20 protein-coding genes, 1 tRNA gene and 1 pseudogene are annotated in these 14,464 nt (G+C 56.9%); 16 read left to right on the forward strand and 6 right to left on the reverse strand.

Annotated features, from left to right (window positions below; all coding sequences use genetic code 11):
* The first annotated feature begins 41 nt into the window (after positions 1–41).
* Positions 42–1,070: a nucleoside hydrolase gene (locus F8N21_RS13865; RefSeq protein ID WP_150642680.1), complete on the forward strand. Its 1,029-nt coding sequence runs from the start codon at positions 42–44 to the stop codon at positions 1,068–1,070.
* Between the two features lie 36 nt (positions 1,071–1,106).
* Here F8N21_RS13865 and F8N21_RS13870 read toward each other — a convergent pair whose 3' ends face one another.
* Positions 1,107–1,316, reverse strand: coding sequence for a hypothetical protein (locus F8N21_RS13870; protein ID WP_150642681.1), 210 nt, complete (start codon positions 1,314–1,316; stop codon positions 1,107–1,109).
* Positions 1,317–1,481: 165 nt separating this feature from the next.
* Here F8N21_RS13870 and F8N21_RS13875 point away from each other — a divergent pair, with 165 nt between their 5' ends.
* Together F8N21_RS13875 and F8N21_RS13880 are read left to right on the forward strand one after the other, a co-directional pair.
* Positions 1,482–1,787: a hypothetical protein gene (locus tag F8N21_RS13875; RefSeq protein ID WP_150642682.1), complete on the forward strand. Its 306-nt coding sequence runs from the start codon at positions 1,482–1,484 to the stop codon at positions 1,785–1,787.
* A 164-nt stretch (positions 1,788–1,951) separates the two neighbouring features.
* Entirely contained in the window at positions 1,952–2,263 is a 312-nt protein-coding gene (locus F8N21_RS13880) for an I78 family peptidase inhibitor (protein ID WP_150642683.1), read from the forward strand.
* Between the two features lie 72 nt (positions 2,264–2,335).
* Here F8N21_RS13880 and F8N21_RS13885 read toward each other — a convergent pair whose 3' ends face one another.
* Positions 2,336–2,548, reverse strand: coding sequence for a cold-shock protein (locus tag F8N21_RS13885; RefSeq protein ID WP_047571823.1), 213 nt, complete (start codon positions 2,546–2,548; stop codon positions 2,336–2,338).
* Positions 2,549–2,840: 292 nt separating this feature from the next.
* Positions 2,841–3,140 carry a hypothetical protein gene (locus F8N21_RS13890; RefSeq protein WP_150642684.1) on the reverse strand — a complete coding sequence of 100 codons (300 nt, stop codon included), beginning with the start codon at positions 3,138–3,140 and terminating at the stop codon, positions 2,841–2,843.
* Positions 3,141–3,527: 387 nt separating this feature from the next.
* Here F8N21_RS13890 and thrS point away from each other — a divergent pair, with 387 nt between their 5' ends.
* The 9 genes from thrS to F8N21_RS13935 all read left to right on the forward strand — a co-directional run bounded on the left by thrS (position 3,528) and on the right by F8N21_RS13935 (position 10,982).
* On the forward strand, positions 3,528–5,450 hold the full coding sequence (thrS, locus tag F8N21_RS13895) for a threonine--tRNA ligase (RefSeq protein ID WP_150642685.1): 1,923 nt from the start codon (positions 3,528–3,530) through the stop codon (positions 5,448–5,450).
* Positions 5,450–6,001 carry a translation initiation factor IF-3 gene (gene infC, locus F8N21_RS13900; protein ID WP_170827566.1) on the forward strand — a complete coding sequence of 184 codons (552 nt, stop codon included), beginning with the start codon at positions 5,450–5,452 and terminating at the stop codon, positions 5,999–6,001. The genes thrS and infC overlap by 1 nt, the downstream gene beginning before the upstream one ends.
* A gap of 60 nt (positions 6,002–6,061) precedes the next feature.
* A complete protein-coding gene (rpmI, locus tag F8N21_RS13905) occupies positions 6,062–6,256 on the forward strand; it encodes a 50S ribosomal protein L35 (protein WP_003442181.1) in 195 nt (64 codons plus the stop codon).
* Positions 6,257–6,285: 29 nt separating this feature from the next.
* Positions 6,286–6,642 carry a 50S ribosomal protein L20 gene (gene rplT, locus F8N21_RS13910; protein WP_007905879.1) on the forward strand — a complete coding sequence of 119 codons (357 nt, stop codon included), beginning with the start codon at positions 6,286–6,288 and terminating at the stop codon, positions 6,640–6,642.
* Between the two features lie 109 nt (positions 6,643–6,751).
* The gene (gene pheS, locus F8N21_RS13915; RefSeq protein ID WP_150642686.1) at positions 6,752–7,768 is read left to right on the forward strand and encodes a phenylalanine--tRNA ligase subunit alpha; all 1,017 of its coding nucleotides are present in this window, start codon (positions 6,752–6,754) and stop codon (positions 7,766–7,768) included.
* Between the two features lie 26 nt (positions 7,769–7,794).
* On the forward strand, positions 7,795–10,173 hold the full coding sequence (gene pheT / locus F8N21_RS13920; protein WP_150642687.1) for a phenylalanine--tRNA ligase subunit beta: 2,379 nt from the start codon (positions 7,795–7,797) through the stop codon (positions 10,171–10,173).
* 3 nt (positions 10,174–10,176) lie between these two features.
* Positions 10,177–10,479, forward strand: coding sequence for an integration host factor subunit alpha (gene ihfA, locus F8N21_RS13925; RefSeq protein ID WP_002553164.1), 303 nt, complete (start codon positions 10,177–10,179; stop codon positions 10,477–10,479).
* Positions 10,460–10,816, forward strand: a complete 357-nt coding sequence (locus tag F8N21_RS13930) for a MerR family transcriptional regulator (protein ID WP_003179985.1) — start codon at positions 10,460–10,462, stop codon at positions 10,814–10,816. The genes ihfA and F8N21_RS13930 overlap by 20 nt, the downstream gene beginning before the upstream one ends.
* Before the next feature lie 89 nt (positions 10,817–10,905).
* Positions 10,906–10,982, forward strand: a tRNA-Pro gene (locus F8N21_RS13935).
* Positions 10,983–11,192: 210 nt separating this feature from the next.
* Here the strand turns inward: F8N21_RS13935 and F8N21_RS13940 are convergent.
* The gene (locus F8N21_RS13940; protein ID WP_150642688.1) at positions 11,193–11,522 is read right to left on the reverse strand and encodes a hypothetical protein; all 330 of its coding nucleotides are present in this window, start codon (positions 11,520–11,522) and stop codon (positions 11,193–11,195) included.
* A 259-nt stretch (positions 11,523–11,781) separates the two neighbouring features.
* On the opposite strand from F8N21_RS13940, the gene F8N21_RS13945 reads away from it, so the two are divergent.
* The 4 genes from F8N21_RS13945 to F8N21_RS13955 are packed head-to-tail and all read left to right on the forward strand — an operon-like array spanning position 11,782 to position 13,220.
* The gene (locus F8N21_RS13945) at positions 11,782–12,201 is read left to right on the forward strand and encodes a hypothetical protein (protein ID WP_224788217.1); all 420 of its coding nucleotides are present in this window, start codon (positions 11,782–11,784) and stop codon (positions 12,199–12,201) included.
* Positions 12,202–12,203: 2 nt separating this feature from the next.
* Positions 12,204–12,461 carry a POTRA domain-containing protein gene (locus tag F8N21_RS30880; RefSeq protein ID WP_412071644.1) on the forward strand — a complete coding sequence of 86 codons (258 nt, stop codon included), beginning with the start codon at positions 12,204–12,206 and terminating at the stop codon, positions 12,459–12,461.
* Complete coding sequence (locus F8N21_RS13950; protein ID WP_191624323.1) at positions 12,451–12,651, forward strand: hypothetical protein; 201 nt, start codon at positions 12,451–12,453, stop codon at positions 12,649–12,651. Before F8N21_RS30880 ends, F8N21_RS13950 begins: the two co-directional genes overlap by 11 nt.
* Positions 12,652–12,671: 20 nt before the next feature.
* A complete protein-coding gene (locus tag F8N21_RS13955) occupies positions 12,672–13,220 on the forward strand; it encodes a hypothetical protein (RefSeq protein ID WP_150642690.1) in 549 nt (182 codons plus the stop codon).
* A 179-nt stretch (positions 13,221–13,399) separates the two neighbouring features.
* Here the strand turns inward: F8N21_RS13955 and F8N21_RS30885 are convergent.
* Positions 13,400–13,618, reverse strand: a pseudogene (locus F8N21_RS30885) (histidine phosphatase family protein); the annotation flags it as partial.
* Positions 13,619–13,902: 284 nt separating this feature from the next.
* Positions 13,903–14,464: IS66 family transposase (tnpC, locus tag F8N21_RS13965; RefSeq protein WP_150642691.1), on the reverse strand; the 562-nt coding region annotated here is incomplete at its 5' end.

Below are 14,464 nucleotides of genomic sequence, written 5' to 3' on the forward strand. Positions count from 1 at the left end.
TATCTCAACCTGGATTTCTCACGCACAAGGAGTAGTGCACCATGCACCGCTATGCTCAGATACTTCAACACCTGCTCCGGAGTCTGCTGCTTTTGTCATTGATCACCGCTACAAGCGCCCAGGCGGCGGAAAAAATCGAGCTGATCATCGACACCGATCCAGGTGCCGATGACGTCGTGGCCTTGTTGTTTGCCCTGGCTTCGCCTGAGGAGCTGAACATTCGCGCGCTCACCACCGTCGCCGGGAATGTGCGGCTCGACAAGACCTCGCGTAATGCACGCCTGGCCCGCGAGTGGGCGGGGCGCGAAGAAGTGCCGGTGTATGCGGGGGCGCCGAAGCCCTTGTTGCGCAGGCCGATCTACGCCGAGAACATTCATGGCAAGGAAGGCATCTCGGGAGTCACGGTGCACGAGCCCAAGGCCGGCCTGGCCGACGGCAACGCGGTCAATTACCTGATCGATACCTTGCGCGCCGCCAAACCCCAGAGCATCACCATCGCCATGCTGGGCCCGCAGACCAATCTGGCGCTGGCGCTGATTCAGGCGCCGGATATTACCCAGGGCATCAAGGAAGTGGTGGTCATGGGTGGCGCGCACTTCAACGGTGGCAATATCACCCCTGTCGCCGAGTTCAATCTGTTCGCCGATCCGCAGGCGGCTGAAGTGGTCCTCAACAGCGGCGTCAAGCTGACCTACCTGCCGCTGGACGTGACCCACAAGGTGTTGACCAGCGAAGCGCGCCTGCAGCAAGTCGCGGCGTTGGGCAACAATGCCAGCAAGGTGGTGGGGAATATTCTCAACGAGTACGTCAAAGGCGATATGGAACATTACGGCCTGTCGGGTGGCCCGGTGCATGACGCCACGGTCATCGCTTATCTGCTCAAGCCGCAGTTGTTCAGCGGCCGGCAGGTGAACATGGTGGTCGACAGCCGTGAAGGGCCGACCTTCGGCCAGACCATCGTCGACTGGCACGACGGTCTGAAGCAGGAAAAGAACGTGTTCTGGGTCGAGAGCGGCGATGCCCAAGGCTTCTTCGACTTGCTGACGGCGCGTCTGGCCCGCCTCAAGTAAGTTCGGCCTCGCGGATGCCGGCCTGCGGGGGTGTTACTACCTTACCGCGTGTTGCGCGCCCATATGATTGCTTGGGTATTTCTCGAATATCTGCGCGATGAACACTTGGGCTGCCTCCTTCCCCAGTTCCTTGACCAACAGGTCGATACTGATGATCGCCAGCTCTTCCGGGCAGCCAGGGCTATAGGAGCAGTGGCCCAGTGACCATTTGGCTTTGATGTCGGCGTCAATGCTTACGGTTGTCATGATGAACTCGCGAAGTCTGAAAAGGCCGCCCAATGCCTGGTCGTCGATCCGGGTGGTTTGGGCTGTGTCGAGTTAAACATCTTGCGAGGTTTTTCGCACTCCGACTTAGGCATGAGGGGAGGGCTATGCGACACTTGGACTTTGATATCTATCAAGGATTGCGCTGTGCAGATCGATTTGAACGCGCCTGACGGCCTGACCCTTGAGGCGGTGCGCCAGCTGCTGGCTTCGGCCAGTGACGATGAGCACACCCAGCTGCGGGTCACCAGGAGTGGTATTGCCTACATCTCTTCAGGCGTCGTGGGTGGTACCGATACCGAAGGTCTGTTGTTTCGCCTGGAAACCTGGGCGAAAGGCTCGGGCTACGTCGGTGCGGTCGCTGCCAGTGACGCGGTCTGGGTGATGCAGATTTTCAACGCATTGAAGCAGAACTGGCCCAACCCTCCGTTCGACTATATTGACGTCTACTGAGCGCGCCGTTCATATTCAGTCACGATTGAGTCGTGAAAACCCTGTGCCGGCTGAGGCAAGCTGGAGCGCTGGATAGTTTGCGGGCAGGCTTTCAGGGTTGTTGACCCACAGCCAAATCAGCTGTTGCACGATCTCTGCTTATTTTTTGAAAAAAAGGAGGCTTCATGCCTTGGAAGCTCGCGTCATTCGGTACCTTGTTGGCAGCAGTCATCCTGACCGGCTGCAGTACCGCCGAATCGGCAAAAGACCCTGCGGCGGCCGAAACCGGACACAGTCGCTGTGACTCTGAAGAGGCGCAGTTCGCCCTTGGCAAGAAGGCTTCGCCTGAATTGCTGGAACAGGCCCGTACGCGCTCGGGCGCGCAGAACGCGCGAATCCTCAAGCCGAACGATATGATGACGCTGGAGTACCGCTCCGATCGCCTGAATCTCAATACCGATGCGAACCTGGTGGTCAATCGCGTCAACTGCGGCTGATCGTTCCAGGCTTTTGTTGCGCCCATAAAAAACCCCGTCACATGGACGGGGTTTTTTTAGCTCGCGGAGAAATTACTCAGCGCGAACTTGCTCAGCTTGCATACCTTTCTGGCCTTTGGCAGCCACGAAGGAAACAGTCTGGCCTTCTTTCAGGCTTTTGAAACCGTCGCTTTCGATAGCTTTGAAGTGTACGAACAGGTCGTCACCGCCACCTTGAGGAGTGATGAAGCCGAAGCCTTTTTCATCGTTGAACCATTTTACGGTGCCGGTTTGGCGATTAGACATGGTGTATCTCCAAGAAACATATATTTTCAGTAGTGCTGTGCTGCTCAGGCCAACTGGGCACACCGGGGTATCATAGTCGAAATGTTCGACTTGGGAGCCCCCCGGACGTGCTGTTTGCCGATCAGTTGCGTTTTCTTTATCTCCTTGAGTGGCTGTAGGCCCCGGTTTCAGGGGCTTTCAGCCGAAAATAAAGACGATAAAAAAAGCTGTAAAAGCTGAATATTTTGTAGGGCAATGCTGTTTTTGAGGTCATTTCACCGGTCAAAAACCGCTGGAAAAGCTCATCGGGCGATTATTTTTTCGGCACTTTGCAGGTCGAAATAGCCGCCAATGCCTTGTTCGAAAGATCGACACTGGCCTTGTTATCCATCAGCGCCTGAAGGTCCTTGGCGTCGTACGAAGCAATCTTGTCGGCACCGCAGGCGCAATGGGATTTGGCGGTGGCGGCACTGATTCCTGGCTGGGAACCTGCGGCCTGGGTGCATTGAGCCATGTATTTTTCACGCTCGCCCTTGGGCCATGCAGCATTGGCGGTCAGTGGCAATAGCAGGATGATGGGCGCAGCAATGGCGAAAAAACGATTCAGACGCATGCTGGGATGCTCCTTGTGGTCGATGGGGCAGAGTACGGTTCTCTGTATCTGAGGCTTGAAGTGCAGCTCAAGTTCAGCACTCTTGCACAAAATCAGGCGAATTACGCCAGCGCAAGGCCACTGCGGCGCCAGTACCGTTCATCTGTGCTAGCATGCCCGGCTTGAGTGTTTTCAGGCTCCGGATGGCATTTCGTCCCGGTAGCGGTCAGCACCCTGATAATTCTGATTTGAACTCCAGTCACTCTGGTTCGGTTTTCCGGTTGGCCGCAAGGCTCCTGCCGCTGTACGGCAGGCGTTCGTTATTGAATGGCCTGGACCGAATCTTGTACTGGCTCATCCCAACCCACGTGACCTTTGGTAGGGGTCACCACTAGGAGAGGAGGCGCCATGCCAACTATTACTCTTCCCGACGGCAGTCAACGTTCCTTCGATCATCCGGTTTCAGTCGCCGAGGTCGCCGCATCCATTGGTGCCGGTCTGGCCAAGGCCACCGTGGCCGGCAAGGTCAATGGCAAGCTGGTCGATGCCAGTGACGTGATCGACAGCGACGTCACTCTGCAAATCATCACGCCCAAGGATGAAGAGGGGCTGGAGATCATTCGCCACTCTTGCGCCCATCTGATTGGCCACGCGGTCAAGCAGCTGTACCCGACAGCGAAGATGGTCATCGGTCCGGTCATCGATGAAGGCTTCTATTACGACATCGCCTTCGAGCGTCCTTTTACTCCGGACGACCTGACGGCCATCGAACAGCGCATGCATCAGCTGATCGAAAAAGATTACGACGTGATCAAGAAAGTCACTCCGCGTGCCGAAGTGATCGACCTGTTCAGCGCTCGCGGCGAAGACTACAAGCTGCGTCTGGTCGAAGACATGCCGAACGAGCAGGCCATGGGCCTGTACTATCACGAAGAATACGTCGACATGTGCCGTGGTCCGCACGTGCCGAATACGCGCTTCCTGAAGTCGTTCAAGCTGACCAAGCTGTCCGGCGCCTACTGGCGCGGCGATGCGAAAAACGAGCAATTGCAGCGCGTCTACGGCACCGCATGGGCCGACAAGAAGCAGCTGGCAGCCTACATCCAGCGGATCGAAGAAGCTGAAAAGCGCGATCATCGCAAGCTGGGCAAGCGTCTGGGTCTGTTCCATATCCAGGAAGAATCCCCGGGCATGGTGTTCTGGCACCCGAACGGCTGGACCCTGTACCAGGTGCTGGAACAGTACATGCGCCAGGTTCAGCGCGAAAACGGCTACCTGGAGATCAAGACTCCGCAGGTTGTTGACCGCAGCCTCTGGGAGAAGTCCGGGCACTGGGCCAACTACGCCGACAACATGTTCACCACCCAGTCGGAAAACCGCGACTACGCCATCAAGCCGATGAACTGCCCGTGCCACGTGCAGGTGTTCAATCAAGGCCTGAAAAGCTACCGCGAACTGCCGATGCGTCTGGCCGAGTTCGGTGCCTGCCACCGCAACGAGCCGTCGGGTGCACTGCACGGCATCATGCGCGTGCGCGCCTTCACCCAGGACGATGCGCACATCTTCTGTACTGAAGAACAGATGCAGGCCGAGTCCGCAGCGTTTATCAAGCTGACGCTGGATGTCTACGCCGATTTCGGCTTTAAAGACATCGAGCTGAAGCTGTCCACTCGTCCGGAAAAACGTGTCGGTTCCGACGAGCTGTGGGATCGCGCTGAAGCTGCACTGGCCGCAGCCCTTGATAGTGCGGGCCTGCCGTACGATCTGCAGCCGGGCGAGGGTGCTTTCTACGGTCCGAAGATCGAGTTCTCGCTGAAAGATTGCCTTGGTCGCGTCTGGCAGTGTGGTACCCTGCAGCTCGATTTTAACCTGCCAATCCGTCTGGGAGCCGAATACGTCTCCGAAGACAACAGTCGCAAGCACCCGGTTATGTTGCACCGGGCGATCCTCGGTTCCTTCGAACGTTTCGTCGGGATCCTGATCGAGCATTACGAGGGTGCGTTCCCTGCGTGGCTGGCTCCGACTCAGGCAGTGATCATGAATATCACTGATAAACAGGCAGATTTTGCCGCTGAGGTTGAAAAAACTCTCAATCAAAGCGGATTTCGTGCCAAGTCTGACTTGAGAAATGAAAAGATCGGCTTTAAAATCCGCGAGCATACTTTGCTCAAGGTTCCTTATCTCTTGGTTATCGGAGATCGGGAAGTCGAGATGCAGACTGTCGCTGTGCGTACTCGTGAAGGTGCTGACCTGGGCTCGATGCCCGTCGCCCAGCTCGCTGAGTTCCTCGCGCAAGCGGTTTCCCGGCGTGGTCGCCCAGATTCGGAGTAATTACTATTAAGCGTGAAATGAGACAAGATAAACGAGCTGCACCGAAAGCCCCGATCAACGAGAATATCTCGGCACGCGAGGTTCGGTTAATTGGGGCTGAAGGTGAACAGCTTGGGATTGTGTCAATTGAAGACGCGCTTCTTAAGGCTGAAGAGGCCAAACTGGATCTGGTGGAGATTTCCGCCGATGCAGTACCCCCTGTTTGCAAACTGATGGACTACGGCAAATCGATCTTCGAGAAGAAGAAGCAGGTTGCCGCGGCCAAGAAAAACCAGAAGCAGATTCAGGTTAAAGAAATCAAGTTTCGTCCAGGGACGGAGGAAGGGGATTACCAGGTAAAACTGCGCAACCTGGTACGTTTCCTGAGTGATGGGGACAGGGCCAAGGTATCGTTGAGATTCCGCGGTCGTGAGATGGCCCACCAGGAGCTGGGGATGGAACTCCTCAAGCGGGTTGAAGCTGACCTGCTCGAGTACGGTTCGGTCGAACAGCATCCTAAGATGGAAGGACGCCAACTGATCATGGTCATCGCCCCGAAAAAGAAGAAATAACCACCAGGGCACGGCAGGCCTTACGGTTATGTTTATCAACTGAATGCGGAGTATCCGAACATGCCAAAGATGAAGACTAAAAGTGGTGCTGCTAAGCGGTTTCTGAAAACTGCTAACGGTATCAAGCACAAACACGCTTTCAAGAGCCACATCCTGACCAAAATGTCGACTAAGCGTAAGCGTCAACTGCGCGGTAGCAGCTTGCTGCACCCGTCCGACGTTGCAAAAGTCAAGCGTATGCTGCGCCTTTGCTAATTTTTGGTTAAGAATAGAGGAAGTAATTCATGGCTCGTGTAAAGCGTGGCGTCATTGCCCGTAAACGTCACAAAAAAATTCTGAAACTTGCTAAAGGCTACTACGGCGCTCGCTCGCGCGTATTCCGTGTTGCCAAGCAAGCGGTAATCAAGGCAGGCCAATACGCCTACCGTGACCGTCGTCAGAAAAAACGTCAGTTCCGCGCTCTGTGGATCGCTCGTATCAACGCTGGTGCACGTATCAACGGTCTGTCCTACAGCCGTTTCATTGCCGGCCTGAAAAAAGCGTCCATCGAGATCGACCGTAAGGTTCTGGCTGATCTGGCAGTGAACGAAAAAGCGGCGTTTGCTGCGATTGTCGAGAAAGCTAAAGCCACCTTGGCTTAAGTACCCCCGACAGTCACCCGGGCCCACCTCCGTGGGCCCAGGTGTTAAACGTCATAAATAGGGGAAGAGCCTTCAAGCTCTTCCCCTATTTTGTATCTGGAGTCTGTACATGGAAAACCTGGATGCGCTGGTCTCTCAAGCACTAGAGGCTGTGCAAAGCGCAGAAGATATCAATGCCCTGGAGCAAATCCGGGTTCACTACCTTGGCAAAAAAGGTGAATTGACTCAGGTGATGAAGACCCTGGGGAATTTGCCGGCAGAAGAGCGGCCGCAAGTCGGCGCGCTGATCAACGTTGCCAAGGAGCGTGTCACAGAGGTTCTCAATGCGCGCAAGGCGTTGTTTGAAGAGGCTGATCTAGCCGCCAAACTGTCCGCCGAGTCCATTGACGTGACCCTGCCTGGCCGTGGCCAGACCTCGGGTGGTCTGCATCCGGTTACCCGGACTCTGGAACGTATCGAACAGTTCTTCACCCATATCGGCTACGGCATCGCCGAAGGCCCTGAGGTCGAAGACGACTATCACAACTTCGAGGCGCTCAACATCCCAGGCCATCACCCGGCCCGGTCGATGCATGACACCTTCTATTTCAATGCGAACATGTTGTTGCGCACCCATACCTCGCCGGTACAGGTCCGCACCATGGAATCGCAACAGCCGCCGATCCGCATCGTTTGCCCGGGCCGTGTGTACCGTAGCGACTCGGATATCACCCACTCGCCGATGTTTCACCAGGTCGAAGGCCTGCTGGTCGACCGCGATATCAACTTCGCCGACCTGAAAGGGACCATCGAAGAGTTCCTGCGCGTGTTCTTCGAAAAAGAACTGGCCGTGCGTTTCCGCCCTTCGTACTTCCCCTTCACCGAGCCATCCGCCGAAGTCGACATGGAGTGCGTGATGTGCAGCGGTAAAGGCTGCCGCGTCTGCAAACAGACGGGCTGGCTGGAAGTCATGGGCTGCGGCATGGTTCACCCGAACGTGCTGCGCATGTCCGGGATCGACCCGGAAGAGTTCTCGGGCTTTGCCTTCGGCATGGGCGTTGAGCGTCTGGCCATGCTGCGTTACGGCGTGAACGACTTGCGTCTGTTCTTCGACAACGACTTGCGGTTCCTCGCGCAATTTCGCTAGTCGTAACGAATTCTTAGGAGAGCAGGATGAAATTCAGTGAACAATGGCTGCGTGGTTGGGTAAACCCGCAGGTAAGTCGCGACGAGCTGGTTGCTCGTCTGTCGATGGCCGGTCTTGAGGTCGATAGCGTTACGCAGGCCGCCGGTGAATTCAGCGGCGTGGTCGTGGGCGAAGTGCTGAGCACCGAGCAGCACCCGGACGCCGACAAGCTGCGCGTTTGCCAGGTCAGCAGTGGCTCGGAGACCTTTCAGGTCGTTTGCGGTGCGCCCAACGTGCGCCCGGGCCTGAAGATCCCGTTCGCCATGATCGGTGCCGAACTGCCAGGCGACTTCAAGATCAAGAAAGCCAAGCTGCGTGGTGTCGAGTCCAATGGCATGCTGTGCTCGCAAGCCGAGCTGCAAGTCGGTGAAGGCAACGACGGTCTGATGGAATTGCCGGCCGATGCGCCGGTCGGCCTGGACATTCGTGAGTACCTGAAACTGGACGACGCCAGCATCGAGGTCGACCTGACCCCGAACCGCGGCGACTGCCTGTCCGTGGCCGGTCTGGCCCGTGAAGTCAGCGCGCTGTACGCGACCGCAGTGACACGTCCGGTAGTGGCCAGCGTAGCCGCCGTGCACGATGAAGTGCGCTCGATTGAAGTCCTGGCGCCGGCCGCTTGCCCGCGTTACCTGGGGCGCGTTATCCGTAACGTCGACCTGACCAAGCCTACGCCACTGTGGATGGTCGAGCGTCTGCGTCGTTCCGACGTGCGCAGCATCGACGCCGCCGTCGACATCACCAACTACGTGATGCTGGAACTGGGTCAACCGCTGCACGCGTTCGATCTCGCCGAAATCAATGGCGGCATCCGCGTGCGCATGGCCATCGAGGGCGAGAAGCTGGTACTGCTCGACGGTCAGGAAGTCAGCCTGCGTAGCGATACCCTGGTGATCGCCGACCACTCCCGCGCCCTGGCGATTGCCGGCGTAATGGGTGGCGAGCACAGCGGTGTGTCCGCGACCACTCGGGACATTTTCCTCGAAAGCGCGTTCTTCGACCAGATTGCCGTCGCTGGCAAGGCCCGTTCCTACGGCCTGCACACTGATGCCTCGCACCGCTATGAGCGTGGCGTGGACTGGCAACTGGCCCGTGAAGCCATGGAGCGCGCCACTGGCCTGCTGCTGGAAATCACTGGCGGCGAAGCCGGCCCGATCATCGAAACCGTCAGCGAGCAACACCTGCCGTCGATTGCACCGGTGACCCTGCGGGCCCAGCGCATCACCCAGATGCTGGGTCTGGAAATGGATCCGCTCGAAGTCGAGCGTCTGCTCAGCGCTTTGGGCCTGAAGATTTCCGCCGATGGGGCAGGGCAGTGGCGCGTAGAAGTGCCAAGCTTCCGCTTCGATATCAGCCTGGAAGTCGACCTGATCGAAGAACTGGCCCGACTGTACGGCTACAACCGTCTGCCGGTCCGCTACCCGCAAGCCCGTCTGGCCCCGCAAGCCAAGGCTGAAGCGCGGAGCGATCTGCCTGAGCTGCGGCGTCTGCTGGTGGCCCGTGGTTACCAGGAAGCGATCACCTACAGCTTCATCGACCCGAAACAGTTCGAGCTGTTCAGCCCAGGCGTCGAACCGCTGTTGCTGGCCAACCCGATTTCCAACGACATGGCCGCCATGCGCTCGTCCCTGTGGCCAGGCCTGGTCAAGGCGCTGCAGCACAACCTGAACCGTCAACAGGATCGCGTGCGCCTGTTCGAAAGCGGCCTGCGCTTCGTCGGCCAGCTCGAAGGCCTGAAGCAAGAGCCAATGCTGGCCGGTGTCGTCTGCGGCAGCCGTCTGCCGGAAGGCTGGGCACAAGGTCGCGATGTCGTGGACTTCTTCGACATCAAAGCCGACGTGGAAGCGGTGCTGGGCTTTGCCGGTGCACTGGACTCGTTCACTTTCGTGCCGGGCAAACACCCGGCGCTGCACCCGGGTCAAACCGCGCGCATCGAGCGTGAAGGTCGCGAAGTCGGTTACGTCGGCGCTATCCACCCTGAATTGTCGAAAACCCTCGGTCTCGACCGTCCGGTCTTCGTCTTCGAGCTGGTTCTGGCCGAAGTGGCATTGGGTAAAATGCCAAAATTCCAGGAGTTATCGCGTTTTCCTGAAGTACGTCGTGACCTTGCGCTGCTGGCCGACAAAGACGTTGCAGCCAGTGCCGTACTGGACGTAATCCGTGAAAATGCAGGCGAGTGGCTGACAGACCTCAGGCTATTTGACGTGTATCAGGGTAAAGGCATTGATCCGCATAGAAAAAGCCTTGCAGTCGGCTTGACCTGGCAGCATCCATCGCGCACTCTTAATGACGATGAGGTGAATACCACGACGCAAAACATCCTCACCTCGCTCGAACAAAGGTTGAACGCCACGTTAAGGAAGTGACGTATGGGGGCTCTGACGAAAGCTGAAATGGCGGAACGTCTGTATGAAGAGCTGGGCCTGAACAAGCGGGAGGCCAAGGAATTGGTCGAACTGTTTTTTGAGGAAATCAGGCACGCTCTTGAAGACAACGAACAGGTGAAGTTGTCCGGTTTCGGCAACTTCGACCTTCGGGACAAACGCCAGCGGCCTGGCCGCAATCCGAAAACGGGTGAAGAAATACCGATCACGGCTCGCCGTGTGGTCACCTTTCGTCCAGGGCAGAAGTTGAAGGCCCGAGTTGAGGCTTATGCTGGAACCAAGTCATAACGACGAGCTTCCCGTCATCCCAGGCAAACGCTACTTCACCATCGGTGAAGTCAGCGAGCTCTGCGCGGTAAAACCGCACGTGCTGCGCTACTGGGAACAGGAGTTTCCTCAACTCAACCCGGTCAAACGCCGCGGAAACCGCCGGTATTATCAGCGCCAGGATGTGCTGATGATCCGCCAGATCCGCGCGTTGCTGTACGACCAGGGGTTCACCATCGGCGGAGCGCGGCTGCGCCTTTCCGGTGACGAAGCCAAAGACGACACCACCCAATACAAGCAAATGATCCGCCAGATGATCGCCGAACTGGAAGATGTTCTGGTGGTACTCAAGAAATAAATTTCTGCGTTTAAATACTTTCAGTTTTCAAACGCTTGCGATATATTCTTGAGCATCCCTCGAGATGAGGGATGAGTTTCACGCCTAGTCGGGGCGTAGCGCAGTCCGGTAGCGCACTAGCATGGGGTGCTAGGGGTCGAGTGTTCGAATCACTCCGTCCCGACCATATTTTTCAATGACTTGGGTCGATCAGAAATGATCGGCCTTTTTCATTTTAGAGGCTTTGTGTTTTTGGTAGTGAATTGAGAACGGCTAGCTGCGAAGCATTGATGAGTTAGTGCTTTGTACCCGAAACACTTTAAAACCCAAGTCATTCAGGAGTGTCCGAACGCTGGTGCGTCCATCGCAAGCAGCCCCCAGTTTCATGGAAAATCAGCTATGGGATAGGTTTGACTGACACCACGTCGAAGTACCTGAACTTCTTCTTTTTAGCCTCATTCTTCGCCTCGTATTCCGCGACAAGCGTACTCAACGTGTTCGCATCATAAATAAACACCTCTACTTCGCCTTCAAAGTCCTTGGTGACGTTTAGCATCACCCTGAGCTTCGGTGAGAGTGGTTTGGAGGTGGCACGGGTTTTTGTGCTCGGCTGCGGCTTTGCGAGAGCCACGGGCTTAGGTGTTTTCGACGGCGGCTGGGGATCGGGTTTATCTGAGAAGCCGAACAGCGCCTCGCGCATCTCGTCCTCAATGAGGGCTATGCTCATGTTGAACTTCTCTTGACTAAAATAAGAGGCGGGATCTTCAACGCGTAAAGACAACATTACAAGCCCTAATACCGGTCATTGACCTACGTGCGATGGGATCGTTGTAAATCAAGGTTGTAGGAAGTTTCGCTGGTAGCCGTGAACTTTATAAGCGAAGGCTGCTCATAACTCCGTTGCCCACCAAGGCAAATCCTGCAGCCCAGCCACGTGCCGTCCTGGCTCATGGCACACCAGCGGGGAAATTTCACAGGGATGCGAAATGAAAGTGTTTTCCCGGCCAAGGGAGTGTCTGGCCCATTTCGGCACGTTGCCCCCGCCTGTTAAAACCCTGCCACTGGCCCATCACTGCTCGGTGATCGTGTTGTTGCTGGGCGCGTTCGGCAGTTTTGCCGTGCAGGCTGCCGATCCGCCCGTGCCCGCGCAGCAATTGCTGCAGCAGCAGGATCGCGAGCGGGCGTTGCGCGAGCAACTTGAGCCGGCACCGAATGTACGGCTGGAGTTGCCGCCGTCGTCATCCAAGGGCTCCTTGCTTGATAAACGTGAGTCACACTGTTTTCCGATCCGTCAGATCGTCCTGAACGGCGAATTGGCGCGGATTTTCAATGGGTACTGCGCAGTGCCGATCCCAAAAATGACCCGGCCACAGGCCAATGCCAGGGAGCCCAGGGCATCAACCTGACGATGAAGCATATTCAGAACGCGATCATCGAGCGCGGGTTTGTCACCACACGCGTGTTGGCGCCGCCCCAAGACTTGAACAGCGGTGTGCTGCAACTGACGCTGATTCCGGGCCGTATCCATTCCATTCGCTTCGCCGAAGGCACCTCCACCCGGGCCAATGCCTGGAACGCCGCTTATTTAAGGAGAATCACCAGTGAAATATGCACTCTGCGCCGCCTTGCTGCTGACGTTAAGCGGTTGTGTAACGATGTCGGGTGACTATGAAGTCACCGTCCAGGACGCCTCGGGCGTACCGATCAAAAAACTGGGCAAATACATCGCCCACGGCCATAACATCTATCCGATACGCAACGCCTTCTGCCTGAACGCGCCGGGTGGCACGGTGATCATCCGTGATATCGCCACGGGCAAGGAATTGAGCGGCGAAAGCCCGTATCACTGCCGCTAAGGCCAGTTGAAAGGATTTTCATGAGAACTCTTCTGGTGGCAGGTATTGCCTTGGCCCTGAGCGGTTGCGGGAATATTTCCAATATTCGCGCCTATTCCACGCCCTACGTGGAACCCACGGCTGGCGATACCGCCCGCTTGCGCGTCATCACCAACGGCATGGCACGGGGCGTACCGGGGCGTGATTGCATAGACTGGCGCGTTCCAGGTTCGGGGGTGATGGCCGTGGCCGAGTCGGGGTTTGCCGACCAAAATAATGGCCGCAGCCTGGGAATTCCGGCCAGTAATCGGCACATAGAGGCGCAACAGCTGGCGCGTACGGAACTGAAAGTGCCGGGGGATCAGCCCTTCACCGTAAACTTTCAAAGCGAGGGCAGTGTCTCCAGCGGTTATTCCTATAGCTGCCAGCAAACTTTTCGTTTCACCCCCAAAATCGGCCAGGATTATGAACTGATCCTGCTGGAAAGCGGCCAGTGCCTGGTGTCGTTGCAGCGTCTGGACCCTGGGGGAAAATCCACTGCGGTCGCGCTGGAGAAGGCTCCGCTATGCAACGCGATGGACGCGTTCTAGATTTGCGGATGACCTAACTGGTGGGCGAGTCCGGCTCCGGCAAATCGGTCACCCCATGCTCAGCCTGCGCCTGCTGCCCGAGCGCAATTACCGCATTTCAAGCACAGCCCCGCAAGCAGCCACCCAGCTGTTTGAAGGCGATTTCGGTGCTGTGAACGGTGGATGGAGTTGCCAACTGGGCCCAAGGCCCGGATGGATGTGAGCGCCCGAGGCGCGCTGCTCGACACAATTACTTGGGCAGTAAGAGCCAACTCCAGACTCGCTTTAGGGGGAGGAAGATTTACAATTTCGGATAAATCATATTGCTCAATCCAGCGTTTCATACCAAGCGCTGAAACCTTGTCGTGCGCGGCCAGATTTGGCTGACCATGACGCATCAAGATAATTTCTTTACCCACTGGGATCACGTCCTTGAACTGCTACTGACCGAGTACATGGATTGCACTCTGTGAATCGCGAAAAGAATGCTCGTGCCTGAGCAATCCTGGCTAACGGAGCGCAATAATAACTTATGCCCCTGCTCAACACATTGCGTTTAGCCGAATTGGCCTTCATCAATGCCGCAGCACATCAACGCTTGCCGCTGCCATCGCGTTCCGGGAACGGCACCTATGAGTAAAGCGTGTCTAGGTGACTTCGCCGGACGCTTACCGTAAGCGTCCGCCCAACACACCTTGCATGGTTAAACGGGCTTCCATCTATGCGGCAGCAACTCGTCAATTTCACTCGCCCGCTGCGTCGGCAGGCGCGTGAGTACGTCCTTCAGATAGGCATACGGATCATGGCCGTTAAGCCGTGCCGACTGGATCAAACTCATGATCGCAGCCGCACGTTTGCCGCTGCGCAGTGACCCGGCGAACAGCCAGTTTGAACGCCCGAGAGCCCATGGCCGGATTTGATTTTCACACCAGTTATTGTCTATAGGTACCGCGCCGTCCTCAAGATATCGAGTCAACGCAGTCCAGCGTTTAAGGCTGTAATCCAGGGCTTTGGCGATGGCCGACCCTTCGGGCACGAGTTCGCGCTGGGCGATCATCCAGGTGTGCAACGCATCGATTATCGGTGCCGCTTTTTCCTGCCGTATTCGGTGCCGCACGTCCGGCTCTAGCTCTTTTACTTCACGCTCTATTTCGTAAAGCGCGGCGATGTAATGCAGCGCTTTTTCGGCGATTTGGCTCTTGTTGGTCGCGTGCAGGTCGAAGAACTTGCGGCGAGCATGGGCCATGCAGCCGATCTCGGTGATG

Origin of the sequence: Pseudomonas fluorescens, assembly GCF_902497895.1 — a bacterium.
In the GTDB taxonomy this organism is placed as follows: Bacteria; Pseudomonadota; Gammaproteobacteria; order Pseudomonadales; family Pseudomonadaceae; genus Aquipseudomonas; species Aquipseudomonas fluorescens_BP.

Bases quoted from the DNA above. Each gene is read 5' to 3' on its own strand.
- F8N21_RS13865 (WP_150642680.1), top strand. From the start codon at position 42: ATGCACCGCTATGCTCAGATACTTCAACACCTGCTCCGGAGTCTGCTG.
- F8N21_RS13870 (WP_150642681.1), bottom strand. From the start codon at position 1,316: ATGACAACCGTAAGCATTGACGCCGACATCAAAGCCAAATGGTCACTG.
- F8N21_RS13880 (WP_150642683.1), top strand. From the start codon at position 1,952: ATGCCTTGGAAGCTCGCGTCATTCGGTACCTTGTTGGCAGCAGTCATC.
- F8N21_RS13885 (WP_047571823.1), bottom strand. From the start codon at position 2,548: ATGTCTAATCGCCAAACCGGCACCGTAAAATGGTTCAACGATGAAAAA.
- F8N21_RS13890 (WP_150642684.1), bottom strand. From the start codon at position 3,140: ATGCGTCTGAATCGTTTTTTCGCCATTGCTGCGCCCATCATCCTGCTA.
- thrS (WP_150642685.1), top strand. From the start codon at position 3,528: ATGCCAACTATTACTCTTCCCGACGGCAGTCAACGTTCCTTCGATCAT.
- rpmI (WP_003442181.1), top strand. From the start codon at position 6,062: ATGCCAAAGATGAAGACTAAAAGTGGTGCTGCTAAGCGGTTTCTGAAA.
- rplT (WP_007905879.1), top strand. From the start codon at position 6,286: ATGGCTCGTGTAAAGCGTGGCGTCATTGCCCGTAAACGTCACAAAAAA.
- pheS (WP_150642686.1), top strand. From the start codon at position 6,752: ATGGAAAACCTGGATGCGCTGGTCTCTCAAGCACTAGAGGCTGTGCAA.
- pheT (WP_150642687.1), top strand. From the start codon at position 7,795: ATGAAATTCAGTGAACAATGGCTGCGTGGTTGGGTAAACCCGCAGGTA.
- ihfA (WP_002553164.1), top strand. From the start codon at position 10,177: ATGGGGGCTCTGACGAAAGCTGAAATGGCGGAACGTCTGTATGAAGAG.
- F8N21_RS13930 (WP_003179985.1), top strand. From the start codon at position 10,460: ATGCTGGAACCAAGTCATAACGACGAGCTTCCCGTCATCCCAGGCAAA.
- F8N21_RS13940 (WP_150642688.1), bottom strand. From the start codon at position 11,522: ATGAGCATAGCCCTCATTGAGGACGAGATGCGCGAGGCGCTGTTCGGC.
- F8N21_RS13945 (WP_224788217.1), top strand. From the start codon at position 11,782: ATGAAAGTGTTTTCCCGGCCAAGGGAGTGTCTGGCCCATTTCGGCACG.
- F8N21_RS30880 (WP_412071644.1), top strand. From the start codon at position 12,204: ATGAAGCATATTCAGAACGCGATCATCGAGCGCGGGTTTGTCACCACA.
- F8N21_RS13950 (WP_191624323.1), top strand. From the start codon at position 12,451: ATGTCGGGTGACTATGAAGTCACCGTCCAGGACGCCTCGGGCGTACCG.
- F8N21_RS13955 (WP_150642690.1), top strand. From the start codon at position 12,672: ATGAGAACTCTTCTGGTGGCAGGTATTGCCTTGGCCCTGAGCGGTTGC.